Annotated in this window: 13 protein-coding genes; 8 read left to right on the top strand and 5 right to left on the bottom strand. The window is 64.2% G+C overall.

The window, feature by feature from the left end:
- Window positions 1-213: 213 nt before the first annotated feature.
- Window positions 214-2,691 carry a family 20 glycosylhydrolase gene (locus BTHE68_RS06265; RefSeq protein WP_502710572.1) on the top strand — a complete coding sequence of 826 codons (2,478 nt, stop codon included), beginning with the start codon at window positions 214-216 and terminating at the stop codon, window positions 2,689-2,691.
- Between the two features lie 81 nt (window positions 2,692-2,772).
- On the opposite strand, the gene BTHE68_RS06270 is transcribed toward BTHE68_RS06265, so the two are convergent.
- The 5 genes from BTHE68_RS06270 to BTHE68_RS06290 all read right to left on the bottom strand — a co-directional run bounded on the left by BTHE68_RS06270 (window position 2,773) and on the right by BTHE68_RS06290 (window position 6,695).
- Window positions 2,773-3,555 carry a peptidylprolyl isomerase gene (locus tag BTHE68_RS06270; protein ID WP_162065600.1) on the bottom strand — a complete coding sequence of 261 codons (783 nt, stop codon included), beginning with the start codon at window positions 3,553-3,555 and terminating at the stop codon, window positions 2,773-2,775.
- Between the two features lie 82 nt (window positions 3,556-3,637).
- On the bottom strand, window positions 3,638-3,952 hold the full coding sequence (locus BTHE68_RS06275; RefSeq protein ID WP_061176128.1) for a BolA family protein: 315 nt from the start codon (window positions 3,950-3,952) through the stop codon (window positions 3,638-3,640).
- Window positions 3,949-4,485 (bottom strand): septation protein A, encoded by a 537-nt coding sequence (locus tag BTHE68_RS06280; RefSeq protein ID WP_061176127.1) that lies wholly within the window; start codon window positions 4,483-4,485, stop codon window positions 3,949-3,951. Before BTHE68_RS06280 ends, BTHE68_RS06275 begins: the two co-directional genes overlap by 4 nt.
- 131 nt (window positions 4,486-4,616) lie before the next feature.
- Complete coding sequence (gene msrB, locus BTHE68_RS06285; protein WP_162065601.1) at window positions 4,617-5,033, bottom strand: peptide-methionine (R)-S-oxide reductase MsrB; 417 nt, start codon at window positions 5,031-5,033, stop codon at window positions 4,617-4,619.
- Window positions 5,034-5,081: 48 nt separating this feature from the next.
- Entirely contained in the window at window positions 5,082-6,695 is a 1,614-nt protein-coding gene (locus BTHE68_RS06290; protein WP_162065602.1) for a protein adenylyltransferase SelO, read from the bottom strand.
- A gap of 88 nt (window positions 6,696-6,783) precedes the next feature.
- Here BTHE68_RS06290 and BTHE68_RS06295 point away from each other — a divergent pair, with 88 nt between their 5' ends.
- The 7 genes from BTHE68_RS06295 (at window position 6,784) to BTHE68_RS06325 (ending at window position 14,402) form a co-directional block, all read left to right on the top strand.
- Window positions 6,784-8,442 (top strand): 3-(methylthio)propionyl-CoA ligase, encoded by a 1,659-nt coding sequence (locus BTHE68_RS06295; RefSeq protein WP_162065603.1) that lies wholly within the window; start codon window positions 6,784-6,786, stop codon window positions 8,440-8,442.
- Window positions 8,443-8,613: 171 nt separating this feature from the next.
- Window positions 8,614-10,698, top strand: a complete 2,085-nt coding sequence (locus tag BTHE68_RS06300) for a 3-hydroxyacyl-CoA dehydrogenase NAD-binding domain-containing protein (RefSeq protein ID WP_162065604.1) — start codon at window positions 8,614-8,616, stop codon at window positions 10,696-10,698.
- Entirely contained in the window at window positions 10,691-11,341 is a 651-nt protein-coding gene (pncA, locus tag BTHE68_RS06305; protein WP_162065605.1) for a bifunctional nicotinamidase/pyrazinamidase, read from the top strand. Before BTHE68_RS06300 ends, pncA begins: the two co-directional genes overlap by 8 nt.
- Entirely contained in the window at window positions 11,338-12,516 is a 1,179-nt protein-coding gene (locus tag BTHE68_RS06310; protein ID WP_162065606.1) for an acetyl-CoA C-acyltransferase, read from the top strand. Before pncA ends, BTHE68_RS06310 begins: the two co-directional genes overlap by 4 nt.
- A gap of 70 nt (window positions 12,517-12,586) precedes the next feature.
- The gene (locus tag BTHE68_RS06315) at window positions 12,587-12,889 is read left to right on the top strand and encodes a Dabb family protein (protein ID WP_162065607.1); all 303 of its coding nucleotides are present in this window, start codon (window positions 12,587-12,589) and stop codon (window positions 12,887-12,889) included.
- 5 nt (window positions 12,890-12,894) lie between these two features.
- Window positions 12,895-13,374 (top strand): PaaI family thioesterase, encoded by a 480-nt coding sequence (locus BTHE68_RS06320; protein WP_162065608.1) that lies wholly within the window; start codon window positions 12,895-12,897, stop codon window positions 13,372-13,374.
- Window positions 13,375-13,397: 23 nt separating this feature from the next.
- The gene (locus tag BTHE68_RS06325) at window positions 13,398-14,402 is read left to right on the top strand and encodes an NADP-dependent oxidoreductase (RefSeq protein WP_162065609.1); all 1,005 of its coding nucleotides are present in this window, start codon (window positions 13,398-13,400) and stop codon (window positions 14,400-14,402) included.
- Window positions 14,403-14,419 lie beyond the last annotated feature (17 nt).

Consider the following 14,419-nt stretch of genomic DNA (forward strand, 5'->3'; position numbering starts at 1 on the left):
CGCCAACGGGATCCGGCGACAAACCTAGAACTTGCTATGCACTCCGAATCTCAAACCTCGAGTATCCCTCTTCGACATTCCAACTATTGCCTTCCAGCAGTTTTCTCAAAATTACCGACCTGTAAGTTGCGGGTATAGTGCTTCGGCGCGTCGTCATCAGACGCGTTGGACCACGGAGGAGAAATGAGGCAATTTCGAATAAAACGTTCAGGTATGCAAATTTTAATGTCCGCCGCGCTAATTACAACAGCGTGTCTGATGACGACAGCCTGCGGCGACAGCTCTGACTCAAGCGCAACAAATCTGTCACCAACGGCCCGCGCAGCCGCCCTCGGCGAGAACCTGATGGTACGCGTCGAGATCGACGCCAACGATGCCGCAAAATCCGGCACGAACTGCGCCGACCTCGGCGCCGACTGGGCGAGCTGCGCACGCGGCAAGCTGATTCTCGAAAACACCGGCGGTCGCAGCCTCGCGTCAGGCGGCTGGACCCTATACGTACACAGCATCCGCCGCATCCTGATGGTCGAGCATCCCGGATTCGCGTGGAAACACATCACCGGCGACCTCTACGCGCTCACGCCACGCGCAGGCGCGTTCACACTCGGCGCGGGCGAGCGCATCGAGGTGCCGTTCGTCGGCGAATACTGGTATCAGCGCTACAGCGACCTGTTGCCGCGCGCATACGTCGTCGCTGACGGCAATGCGACGCCCGCCATCCTCAAGCACAACGATACCGATGACGAAACGCAGTACGTCGACCGCATCCCGCCGAGCGCGGACGACGCTGCCGGCCTCGCCGCGACGCCCGCGCAAGTGCAGCGCGCCCGCGCGGAAGCCGCGCCGCCCTCTGCGCAGCAAAGCGCCGAGCGCGCCGTGCCCTCCGTGCTGCGCGAAACGGTGGGCGAGGGCGCGGCGCAGGTCGGCGGGATCGATCTGTCGGTATCGGGATTGACGTCGTCGCAAACGGCGGCGCTCAAATCGCGCGTGACGACGCTCGGCCTGAACGGCGCGGCCGTGCGTGTGAACGGGCAGATCGTCGGTGGCGCGCTGCCCGCCGACATCGCACGCTCGGGCGGCTATCGCCTGACGATCGCGCCAGGCGGCGTGAACGTCGATGCATTCGACGCCTCCGGGCTCTTCTACGGCGTGCAGACGCTGCTGTCGCTCACGCCCGCGGGCGGCGGCAGCGTGCCGGCGATGACGATCGAAGACGCGCCGCGCTATGCCTGGCGCGGCATGCACGTGGACGTCGCGCGCAACTTTCGCCAGCCCGCCACGCTGCGCCGCCTGATCGACCAGATGGGCGCGTACAAGCTCAACCGGCTGCATCTGCATCTGTCGGACGACGAAGGCTGGCGCATCGAGATTCCAGGTCTGCCCGAACTCACCGACATCGGCGCGAAGCGTTGCCACGACCTCACCGAAACGAAGTGCCTGTTGCCGCAACTCGGCTCGGGACCGGATAACCGTTCGGGCGGCGGCTATCTGAGCCGCGCCGACTATGTCGCGCTGGTGCGCTACGCGGCGGACCGTTTCGTCGAGATCATTCCCGAGATCGACATGCCCGGGCACTCGCGCGCCGCGGTCGTATCGATGGAAGCGCGATATCAGCGTCTGAGCGCGCTGGGCGACACGGGAAGCGCGAGCGCGTACAGGCTGCTCGATCCGGCGGACACGTCGAACGCGACGACCGTCCAGTTCTACGATCGCCGCAGTTTCATCAATCCGTGCTCGGCCGGCGCGCAGCGTTTCGCGTCGAAGGTGATCGGCGAAATCGCGTCGATGCATCGCGAGGCCGGCGCGCCGCTTTCCGTGTGGCACTTCGGCGGCGACGAGGCGAAGAACATCCTGCTCGGCGCGGGCTTTCAGCCGCTCGACGGCACCGATCCCGGCAAGGGGCACGTGAATCTCGCGGTGCAGGACAAACCGTGGGGACGCTCGCCGCAGTGCGCAGCGCTGATCGCGTCAGGCAAGGTGGCATCCGTTGACGAATTGCCGTCGATGTTCGCGCGCCAGGTGAGCCAGATCGTGCACGCGAACGGTATCGGCACGATGGCCGCGTGGCAGGACGGCATCAAGCATGCGAACGGTCCGCAGGATTTCGCGACGTCGAGCACCATGGTGACGATGTGGGACACGATCTTCTGGGGCGCGTCCGACACCGTGCAGACGCTCAGCAGTCAGGGCTACAAGACGGTGCTCGCGCTGCCGGACTATCTGTACTTCGACTTCCCGTACGCGTTCGATCAGCACGAGCGCGGCTACTACTGGGGGTCGCACGGCACGGACGGCTTCAAGACGTTCTCGCTCGCGCCGGACAATCTGCCGCAGAACGCGGAGATCATGGCCGATCGCGACGGCAATCCGTTCGAGGTGACGAGCGCGGGACCGGCGCCGCGCATCGAAGGCATTCAGGGACAAGCCTGGGCCGAGGTGATGCGTACGGACCAGCAGTTCGAGTACATGGTGTATCCGCGTCTGCTCGCGCTGGCGGAGCGCGCATGGCATCGGGCGGCGTGGGAGCGGCCATACGCGCAGGGCGAGCGCTACAAGCTCGGCGAGACCGATAAGGTCGACAAGGCCGCGCTCGCGCAGGATTGGGCGAGCTTCCTGAGCGTGGTGCAGAACCGCGAGTTGCCGAAGCTGTCGCGCTCGGGTGCTGTCACGAGGGCGAAGCTGGGCGGTTGATGGCGCTGGAAAAGACAAAGCCGCCCGAGGGCGGCTTTGTCGTTGAATCGCATCGCGAAAGATCGCGAAAGGCGAGGGCGCTTACTTCACCACCGCCTTGTTCCGCAGACCTTCTTCGAACGTCTGCAGCTTCTCCTGCTGAATCTGCTGCGCGATCTGCGCCTTCACCTGCTCGAGCGGCGGCGGGGCGACTTCACGCGAATCATCCAGGCGGATGACGTGCCAGCCGAACTGCGTCTTCACCGGCTGCGGCGTCACTTCACCCTTTTTCAGTTTCTCCGCTGCCGCACCGAACTCGGGCACGTAAGCCGAAGGCGACGACCAGTCCAGATCGCCGCCGTTCTTGCCCGATCCCGGGTCCTTCGAATACTGCTTCGCGAGATCCTCGAAGCTTGCGCCGCCCTTGATCTTCGCGATCAGATCCTTCGCCTGCGCTTCGTCCTCGACGAGGATGTGATGCAGATGCAGTTCCTTGCCGCCGCCGTTCTGCTTGACGAGCTGGTCATAGCGCGCCTTGATCTCGGCGTCGGTCGGCGTGTTCTTCTTCACGAAATCTTCGATCAGCGCGCGCAGCACCACGGTCTGCTGCGCGACGGCGATTTGCGCCTTCACATCGGGGCGCGACGCGATGCCTTCGCGCGCCGCTTCCTGCATCAGGATTTCGCGGTTGATGAGTTCCTCGCGCACTGCCTGCTGAAGTTGCGGCGAATCCTGTTGACCCTGCGCCACGAGCTGTTTCACGAGCGCATCGGCGCGCGACGTGGGAATCGGCGTGCCGTTCACGACGGCGATGTTTTGCGCAAACGCGGGAGCGGCCGCGAATACAGCGAGCAACACCCAGACGCGGGTTTTTTTCAAAGTCATCGAAGGTTCCTAACTGAGCAGACTGACGCCTTCAAGGGCGAGATTTAAAGAGGCAAGGCTTGAGGGTGAACCGCGCGTGTGTCTATTGGAATTGTTCGGCGAACTCCTGCGGCGTGTAAGCCCGGATCGCGAGCGCGTGCACGCCGCGCCGCATTTCCTCGGCCAGCGCATCATACACCAGTCGATGTCGCGCCACGCGCGCCCGGCCGGCAAAGCATTCCGCGACGATCGTCACCGTGTAATGGCTGCCCGCTGCAGCACCGGCATGACCCGCGTGCGCGGCGCTGTCGTCGTCGATGTGCACCGAATGCGGTTGCAGTGCGGCGTTCAGGCGCGCTTCGAGATGCGCGATCTTGTCCGCCGCCGATGCGTTGGTGAAATCGAACGAAGCGCTCATTGACCGTCCTCCTTCATGTATTTCGCGAGCCAGAAGCTTTGCGCGACGATGAATACGACGAGACACCCAGTCGCGCCGAAGAGCTTGAAGTTCACCCACTGATCGGTGGTGAAGTTATACGCGACGAACAGGTTCACGATGCCGAGCAACGCAAAGAACACCGCCCACGCGACATTCAACTGTCCCCACACCCGATGCGGCAACACGATCTGCTTGCCCATCATCGCTTCGATCAGATTCTTTCTGAAGCCGATCTGCGCGACGATCAGCGCGAACGCGAAGAGCCAGTACAACGCGGTCGGCTTCCATTTGATGAAGGTATCGTTGTGCAGCACGAGTGTCGCGCCGCCGAACACGACGACGACGCCGAGACTGACCCACAGCATCGCATCGACCTTGCGATGCCGGAACGCAACCCAGGCGATCTGCACGAGCGTCGCGGCAATCGCGACCGCCGTCGCGGTATAGATGCCCCATACCTTGAATGCGACGAAAAAGAGGATGATCGGAAACAGATCGAACAGAAATTTCATTGGCGGCCGGAGATGATGGGCACCGGATGCGGTGCGGGGCGCGCGAGTGGCGAGCGCCCGACCGGAAAAGGTGCGGGCGTCGATGCGACGGAATGCGGAGCGCTACCGGGCGCCCCGTGCCGGACTCGCGCTTACTTGGGTTCGAATTGTAGCGCAGCCGAGTTGATGCAATACCGCAAACCGGTCGGCGCGGGGCCGTCCTCGAATACGTGGCCGAGATGCGCGCCGCAATTCTTGCACAGCACTTCGATGCGCAGCATGCCGTGCGTGCGGTCCGTTTTCTCCTGAATCACTTCGCCGTTGATCGGCTTGAAGTAGCTCGGCCAGCCGCAGCCGGCGTCGAATTTCGTGGCGGACTCGAACAGCGGCGTGCCGCAGCACACGCAGTCATAGACGCCGCGCTCGTCGTGATCCCAGTATTTGCCGGTGAACGGCCGCTCGGTCACCGCGTGGCGCGTGACCTGATACTGCATGTCGTCGAGTTCGCGGCGATAAGTGGCGTCGTCCTTTTGCAGCGGATAGCTCGTCGGGGTGTCTTCTCTGCTCATCTGTCGTTCCTTTGATGTGGCCGCAAGGCCCTGTATATGAGGGCGATCCTAAGAAGAACAACTGACTTCGAGATCGCCCGCCCAGTCCGGCGGCAGGCCGGCATAGGCCTCGTACTGGGGCTGTTCGTCGTACGGATGGCGCAGCACGTCCAAGAGGCGCGCGACTTCCGAAAAGTCCTTCTCGTTCGCCTGACGGATCGCCTGTTCCGCCAGATGATTGCGCAGCACGTATTTCGGATTCACGCGATTCATCGCCTCGGCGCGCGCGGCGTCGTCGCGCGGCTCGTGCGAGAGCCGTTCGCGATACTGCGCGGCCCACGCATCGAACGCGGCGCGGTCGAGGAACAGGTCGCGCACGGGCGCATCGTGACTCGCGTCGGATTTCGAGAGCTTCGACAAGTTCCGGAACGTGAGCGTGAAGTCTGCGCGATTCGCGTGCATGATTTCGAAGAGCCCGTTGGCGAGCTTGTCGTCGCCTTCGCGCTCGATATCGAGGCCGAGCTTCGCGCGCATTTTCGCGACGAGCGCGGGCGCGAAACGTTCCTTGTAGCGCTCCATCACCTTCTGCGCCTCTTCGACCACGCGCTCGGCGCGGCCTTCTTCCGGCAGGTTTTCACCGAAGAGCGGCACGAGCGCCTGCGCGAGACAAAAGAGGTTCCAGTACGCGACCTGCGGCTGGCGGCCATACGCATAGCGTCCCTGCGTATCCGAATGATTGCAGATGTGATGCGCGTTGAACGCGTCCATGAAGCCGAACGGGCCATAGTCGATCGTGAGGCCGAGGATCGACATGTTGTCGGTGTTCATCACGCCGTGGCAGAAGCCTACGCCTTGCCATTGCGGCATCAGATCGGCCGTGGAGCGCACGGCTTCATCGAGCAGCGCGAGGTAGGGATCGTCCTGCTCCCTGCAATGCGGATAGAAACGGTCGATGACGTGATCGGCGAGCTTGCGCAGATCGTCGATGCGATCGTTCGCGTAGAAATGCTCGAAGTGGCCGAAGCGCACGAAGCTCGGCGATACGCGCGTGACGATCGCCGCCGTTTCGATGGTCTCGCGGCGCACCGGCAGATCCGAGCCGATGACGGCAAGCGCGCGCGTCGTCGGGATGCCGAGATGATGCATCGCTTCCGAACACAGGAACTCGCGGATCGACGAGCGCAGCACCGCGCGGCCATCGCCCATGCGCGAATAGGGCGTGCGGCCCGCGCCCTTCAGTTGCACTTCGACGCGCGCGCCGTCGTGCTGGACTTCGCCGAGCGTGAGCGCGCGGCCATCGCCCAACTGGCCGGCCCACACGCCGAACTGATGCCCCGAATAGACGGCGGCATAAGGCAACACATCGGGCAGCGCGTCGCTCGCCCAGTCGCGCGTCGGATTGCCGGCGAAGTACGTTGCGAATTCATCCTTTTCAGGACCGGTGGCGATATCCGGATCGAAACCGAGCGATTCGGCCATCTCCCGCGACAGGCCGATGAGGTAAGGATCGGGCACTGGCGCGGCGGGAAGGCGCGTGAGAAAAGCGCTGCCGAGCGCGGCGAACGAGCCCGGCAAACCGGCCTCGACCGCGCTCGCAATTTCGCGCATGGAACGCGCGGAGCGCGCATCGGCGGGCGTCTCGTCGCGCGCCGCGCGCACGGCATTGCTTGGGGAAAACGACATATTGAGCGCCTCTGAGTTAAACGATATTGTAATTCCGCGTCCGCGGGCCTGCAGGAGCGCGGCCGCCAACCCATCGAGGACATTGCCTATGACGTCGCCGCTCTACGGCCAGATGATGGAAGTACCGTTGCTCGCGTCGTCCCTGCTGTCTTATGCCTCGCGCCACTTTGGCGACAACGAGATCGTGTCGCGCCGCATCGAAGGCGATATCCACCGTTATACCTATCGCGATTGCGAAAAGCGCGCGAAGCAGCTCGCGCAGGCGCTGATCGCGCTCGGCGTCGAACAGGGCGAGCGCATCGGCACGCTCGCGTGGAACGGCTACCGGCATCTGGAGTGCTATTACGGCGTGAGCGGCATGGGCGCGGTCTGCCACACGATCAATCCGCGTCTCTTTCCCGATCAGATCGCGTTCATCATCGATCACGCGGACGATTCGTACGTCTGTTTCGACATGACCTTCGGCCCGCTCGTCGAGCTGATCGCGCCGCAGTGCCCGAACGTGAAAGGCTGGATCGCGCTCGGCGACGCCGCGTGCATCGGCGAGCATCTGTCGAACATGAGCGTGCCGGTGATGAGCTACGAGAGCCTCATCGGCGAGCAGGACGGCGACTACGAATGGCCGGTGCTCGATGAACGGCAGGCTTCGTTTCTCTGCTACACGTCGGGCACGACGGGCAATCCGAAGGGCGCGCTGTATTCGCATCGATCGACGGTGCTGCACGCCTACGGCGCGGCGCTGCCCGACGCGATGGGCGCATCGGCGAGCGATGCGATTCTTCCCGTCGTGCCGATGTTCCATGTCAACGCATGGGGCATTCCGCACGCTGGACCGCTCGTCGGCGCGAAGCTCGTGTTTCCCGGCAAGGACCTCGACGGCAAGTCGCTCTATGAATTGATGGAAGCGGAGGGCGTCACGTATTCGGCCGGCGTGCCGACAGTCTGGATGGGCCTGCTCGCCCACATGAAACAGCAGAACGTGCGCTTCTCGACGCTCAGGCGCACGGTGATCGGCGGCTCGGCGTGCCCGCCCGCGATGCTGCGCACCTTCGAGGAAGACTACGGCGTGCAGGTGATCCACGCGTGGGGCATGACGGAAATGTCGCCGCTCGGCACGCTCTCGCGCCTGAGTTTCAAGCAGAAGCAGCGCCCACTCGAAGCGCAGCGCCAGTCGCTGGAAAAGCAGGGCCACGCGATCTGCGGCGTCGACATGAAAGTGGTCGGCGACGACGGCCGCGAACTCCCGTGGGACGGCCAGTCCTTCGGCGATCTGCATGTGCGCGGACCGTGGGTCATCGACCGCTATTTCCGTCGCGACGACTCGCCGCTCATCGATGGCTGGTTCCCGACCGGCGATGTCGCCACCATTGATCAGGATGGCTTCATGCACATCACCGACCGCAGCAAGGACGTGATCAAGTCCGGCGGCGAATGGATCAGCTCGATCGATCTGGAGAACGTCGCGGTGTCGCATCCGCAGGTGGCGGAAGCGGCGTGCATCGCGTGCTCGCATCCGAAGTGGACGGAGCGGCCGCTGATCGTCGCGGTACTGAAGCCGGGCGCGACCGTGACGCGCGAGGAACTGCTCGCGCATTTCGAGGGCAAGGTCGCGAAGTGGTGGATTCCGGACGATGTCGTGTTCGCGCAGGAATTGCCGCATACCGCAACTGGCAAGCTGCAAAAAGTGCGGCTGCGCGAGCAGTTTCGCGATTACGTGCTGCCGGGCGCGGCAGAGAATCCCGTTTAACGCCAATAGCCTTTTCAACGCCCCGGTCCGCGCGAGCGGAGCCGGGGCTTTCTGCTATTCCAGCACCCACGACGAGCGCGAATTCTTCAATTGAACGATCGTGCTTTTTTGTGTATTCTGCGGCCATCACCGACAATTGAATCTGTATCCAGCCGACAAGGAGACACCTTCATGGCAGTGGATTACGCGATACGCGGCGATGTCGCCGTTCTTACGCTCGACAATCCGCCCGTCAACGGGCTCGGGCATTCGACGCGCCTTGGCATCGTCGAAGGCATCGGGCGCGCAAACGATGATGAGCAGGTGCGCGCCATCGTCATCATCGGCGCGGGCAAGGCGTTTTCGGGCGGTGCGGACATCACCGAATTCAATACGCCGAAAGCCACGCAGGAACCGACGCTCATGACCGTGATCAAGGCGCTCGAAGCGAGCACCAAGCCCGTGATCGCGGCGATCCACGCGGTCGCGATGGGCGGCGGCCTCGAACTCGCGCTCGGCGCGCATTACCGCATCGCCGCGCCCGGCGCGCAGATCGCGCTGCCGGAAGTGAAGCTCGGCTTGCTGCCCGGCGCGGGCGGAACGCAGCGCCTGCCGCGCGTCGTCGGACTGGAAACGGCGCTGAACATGATCGTGTCCGGCACGCCGGTGCTGTCCGAGAAGCTCGCGCAAACCGCGCTCTTCGACGAACTCGCCGAAGGCGATCTGCTGGAGCACGCGCTGTCGTTCGCAAAGCGCGTCGCCGATCGCGGCGGTCCTCATCCGAAGGTGCGTGATCGCAAGATCGAACATCCGAATGCCGAAGGCTTCATCCAGTTCGCGAGGAACGGCGTCGCGGCGGTCGCGAAGCATTTCCCGGCGCCGCACAAGTGCATCGACGCCGTCGAAAAGGGCGTGAAGGAAGGCTTCGAGCGCGGCCTCGCATTCGAGCGCGAGTGCTTTCTCGCGCTCGTGCAGACGCCCGAAAGCCGCGCGCTGCGGCATGCGTTCTTCGGCGAGCGCGCGGCGGCCAAGATCGCCGATGTGCCGTCGAATACGCCCGTCAGGAAGATCGAACGCATCGGCGTGATCGGCGCGGGCACGATGGGCGGCGGCATCGCGATGAACTTCCTCAACGCGGGGCTGCCCGTCACGCTGCTAGAAACGAAGCAGGACGCGCTCGATCGCGGCATCGCCACGATTCGCCGCAACTACGAAGCGCAAGTGAAGAAAGGCAAGCTCACGCAGGAGCAGGTCGAAACGCGCATCGCGCTGATTCAGCCGACGCTTGCCTATGCCGACCTCGCGCACGCGGACCTCATCATCGAAGCCGTGTTCGAAGAACTGAGCGTGAAGGAACAGGTGTTCCGCCAGCTCGATGACGTCGCGAAGCCGGGCGCGATCCTCGCATCGAATACGTCGACGCTCGATCTGAACCGCATCGCTGCCTTCACGAAGCGCCCCGGCGATGTGATCGGCATGCACTTCTTCAGCCCCGCGAACGTGATGAAGCTGCTCGAAGTCGTGCGCGGCGCGAAGACCGAGAAGGACGTGCTCGCGACCGTCATGCAGCTCGCAAAGAAAATCAAAAAGACGGCGGTGGTGTCGGGCGTGTGCGATGGCTTCATCGGCAATCGCATGATCGAGCAGTACATCCGGCAGGCGCTCTTCATGCTCGAAGAGGGCGCGTTGCCCGCGCAGATCGATCGCGCGATCGAAACCTTCGGCTTCGCGATGGGCCCGTTTCGCATGAGCGATCTCGCGGGCAACGACATCGGCTGGGCGATCCGGAAGCGCCGCTATCGCGAGCAGCCGGATCTGCATTACTCGCGCGTCGCGGATCGTCTCTGCGAAACGGGCCGCTTCGGACAGAAGACCGGCGCGGGCTGGTACGACTATCAGCCGGGCAAGCGCGATGCGGCGCCGTCGAAACACGTCGATGAAATGATCGTCGCGTATTCGAAGGAGCAGGGCATCGAGCGGCGCAGGATCGGCGATGAAGAGATCGTCGAGCGTCTCGTGCTCGCGCTCGTCAACGAAGGCGCGAAGATTCTCGACGAAGGTATCGCCGGCAAGGCGTCGGATATCGACATGGTCTATCTGACGGGCTATGGCTTTCCGCTCTGGCGCGGCGGTCCGATGCTCTACGCGGACACCATCGGCCTCTACAACGTGGAGCGCGCGATGCGCAAGTACGCGAAGCAGGCCAACGGCGAAGCGTGGCAGCCTGCCGCGCGCGTGATCGAACTCGCGCAATCGAATGGACGCTTCAATGACTGAGACGAAACCCGTTGAAGATGTATTCCTCGTCGTCGATGTGCAATACGACTTCATGCCGGGCGGCGCGCTCGCCGTCGCACGCGGCGATGAAGTCGTGCCGGTCGTCAACCGGCTCGCGCGCGCGTTCTCGCACGTCGTGCTGACGCAGGACTGGCATCCGCGCTCGCACGTCTCGTTCGCCGCGAATCACGCGGGCCGCCAGCCGTTCGAGATGATGACGCTGCCCTACGGCGAACAGGTCTTGTGGCCGGTGCATTGCGTGCAGGACACGCAAGGCGCGACGCTGCATCGCGATCTGCATGTGCCCCACGCGCGCCTCGTGATTCGCAAGGGACATCACGAGCACGTCGACAGCTACTCGGCGTTCATCGAAGCGGATCGCGCGACGCCGACGGGCCTCGAAGGCTATCTGCGCGATGTCGGTGCGAAGCGCGTGTGGCTCGCGGGACTCGCGACCGACTATTGCGTCGCGTGGTCCGCGCTCGATGCGCGCGCGGCGGGCTTCGAGGTCATCGTGATCGAGGACGCGTGCCGCGCCATCGACCTCAACGGCTCGCTCGACCAGGCGTGGCGCGACATGCGCGCTGCCGGCGTGCAACGCGTGAATTCGGACGACGTATTGAAAGCAAGGGAGACGACATGACCGATGCAGTCATCGTAGCGACGGCGCGCACCGCGCTCGCCAAATCGTGGCGCGGCGCGCTCAACATGACCCACGGCGCGACGCTCGGCGGCCATGTGACGAAGGCCGTCGTCGAGCGCGCGGGCATCGATCCGGCGCGCGTCGAGGACGTCATCATGGGCTGCGCGAATCCCGAAGGCGCGACGGGCATGAACATCGCGCGGCAGATCGCGTTGCGCGCGGGCTTGCCGGTTTCCGTGCCGGGCATGACGGTGAACCGCTTCTGCTCGTCGGGCCTGCAGACGATCGCGCTCGCCGCGCAGCGCGTGATGGCGGGCGAGGGCGATGTGTACGTCGCGGGCGGCGTCGAATCGATCTCGTGCGTGCAGAACGAGATGAACCGCCACATGCTGACCGATGGCTGGCTGAACCAGCACAAGCCCGAAATCTACTGGTCGATGCTGCAGACCGCCGAGAACGTCGCGAAGCGCTACGAGATATCGAAAGCGCGGCAGGACGAATACGGCGTGCGTTCGCAACAGCGCGCGGCGGCGGCGCAGGCGGCGGGCAGATTCGCCGATGAAATCGTGCCGATCACCGTGCTCGCCGGCATCGCGGACAAAGCGACGGGGCGCATGTTCACGAAGGAAGTGACGCTCGCCGCCGACGAAGGCATCCGCGCCGACACGACGCTCGAAGGCGTATCGAACATCCGCACCGCGCTGCCGGGCGGCGTCGTCACGGCGGGCAACGCGAGCCAGTTCTCCGATGGTGCATCGGCGTGCGTCGTGATGAGCGCGGCGCTCGCCGAGAAAGAAGGGCTTGCTCCGCTCGGCATCTTCCGCGGCTTCGCGGTCGCGGGCTGCGAGCCGGACGAAATGGGCATCGGTCCGGTGTTCGCGGTGCCGAAGCTGTTGCAGCGTGCGGGCCTGTCCGTCGACGATATCGGCCTGTGGGAATTGAACGAAGCCTTCGCCGTGCAGGTGCTCCACTGCCGCGACACGCTGGGCATTCCCGACGAGCGCCTGAACGTGAACGGCGGCGCGATCGCGGTCGGGCATCCGTATGGCGTGTCGGGCGCGCGTTTGACGGGGCATGCGCTCATCGAAGGCAAGCGGCGCGGCGCGAAGTTCGTCGTGGTCACGATGTGCATCGGCGGCGGCCAGGGCGCAGCGGGCTTGTTCGAAATCGTGTGACGGTTGCGCGTTCCTCGGCGCACGGCGATTTTTGCTACGCTTCAGTTCTCGTTCGAAAACAGGAGTCGCCGTGCTACGTCACATCGTCATGTGGAAGCTGAAGGAAAACGCCGAGGGCGCGAGCCGCGCCGAGAATGCTCAAAAGCTGAAGGCGAAACTCGAAACCTGCCGCAGCATCGTGAAGGGGCAAGGGCATTTCGAAGTCGGTACCGCGCAGCCGGGTTTCGATTGCACGTATGACGTCGTGCTCGTGTCCGACTTCGACGACAAAGCCGCGCTCGAAGCCTATCAGGTTCATCCGAAGCATCTGGCGCTGAAGGAATTCGTCGCGACGGTGCGCGAAGAGCGTCAATGCGTCGACTACGAAGTGTGAGCGCGATGTCTTCCTCCGATAACCCGGCGAGCAACGTCTCCATCGAAAGTCCGTTCATCGACGCGCTCGGCGTGCAACTCGTCAAGGCCACCGACGGCGAAAGCGAAGTACGCATGCCGCTTCAGGAAACGCACCTGAACACATGGGGCATCGCGCATGGCGGCGTCACGATGACGATGCTCGACGCCGCGCTCGCGCTCGCCGCGCGCAGCGTCGCGGGCGATGGCATCGGCGTCGTCACCGTCGAGATGAAAGTCAACTTCATGCAGCCGGGGCGCGGCGAACTGCGTGGCTACGGCCGCGTGCTGCATCGCTCGACCACGATGGCCTATTGCGAAGGCGAGATCCGCGACAGCGAAGGGCATTTCGTCGCGAAGGCGCTTGGCACGTTCAAGTATATGAAGCGGCTCGCGGTCGGGCGCGACATCGTCCGGCAGAAGATGCGTTCCGATCCGAAGGCGACGCCGGGACCGAGCGACGCCTGAACCTCACGCGAAGGAGAATTCGCATGGCAGATGCACAGATCAATCGCCAGATATGGCTCGTGTCGCGCCCGCAAGGCGAGGCGTCGGTGTCGAACTTCAGGCTGGTCGAAACGCCGCTCGCGCCGCTTCAGGACGGCGAAGTGCGCGTGCGCAATCACTATCTTTCGCTCGATCCGTACATGCGCGGCCGCATGGACGATGCAAAATCGTACGCCGCGCCGCAACCGCTCAACGAGGTGATGATCGGCGGCACGGTGGGCGTCGTGACCGAATCGCGCAATCCGGCGTTCAAGACGGGCGATAGCGTCGTCGGCGTGCTCGGCTGGCAGGAATACGGCACCTCGGATGGCAAGGGGCTGAACAAGGTCGATACGTCGCAAGTGCCGCTGTCCGCGTATCTCGGCGCGCTCGGCATGCCGGGCGTCACGGCGTGGTACGGCCTGAACGGCATCATCGAGCCGAAGGCGGGCGAGACGGTCGTCGTGTCGGCGGCGAGCGGCGCGGTGGGCAGCGTCGTCGGGCAACTGGCGAAGGCGGCGGGCTGCCGCGCGGTGGGCATCGCGGGCGGGGCGGACAAGTGCCGCTATGTCGTCGAGACGCTCGGTTTCGATGCGTGCGTGGACTACAAGGCGGGCAAGCTGTACGAGGATCTGAAGGCCGCGACGCCCCATGGCGTCGATGGCTACTTCGAGAATGTCGGCGGCGAAGTGCTCAATGCGGTGCTCGCCCGCATGAACGCGTTCGGACGCGTCGCGGTGTGCGGCATGATCTCGGGCTACGACGGCAAACCGCTGCCGATGGACGCGCCCCGGCTCATTCTCACGCAGCGGCTCAAGCTGCAGGGCTTCATCGTCTACGAGCATCTGGATATCTGGCCGCAGGCGCTGAAGGAACTAAGCGAGCGCGTCGTCTCGAAGAAGCTGCATTTTCGCGAGAGCATCGCCGAAGGGCTCGAGAATGCGCCCGAGGCGTTCCTCGGCCTCTTGCGCGGGAAGAACTTCGGCAAGCAACTGGTGAAGCTCGTCTGATAACGAAGGAACGCCAC

Origin of the sequence: Burkholderia sp. THE68 (genome assembly GCF_009938265.1) — a bacterium.
Lineage (GTDB): Bacteria > Pseudomonadota > Gammaproteobacteria > Burkholderiales > Burkholderiaceae > Caballeronia.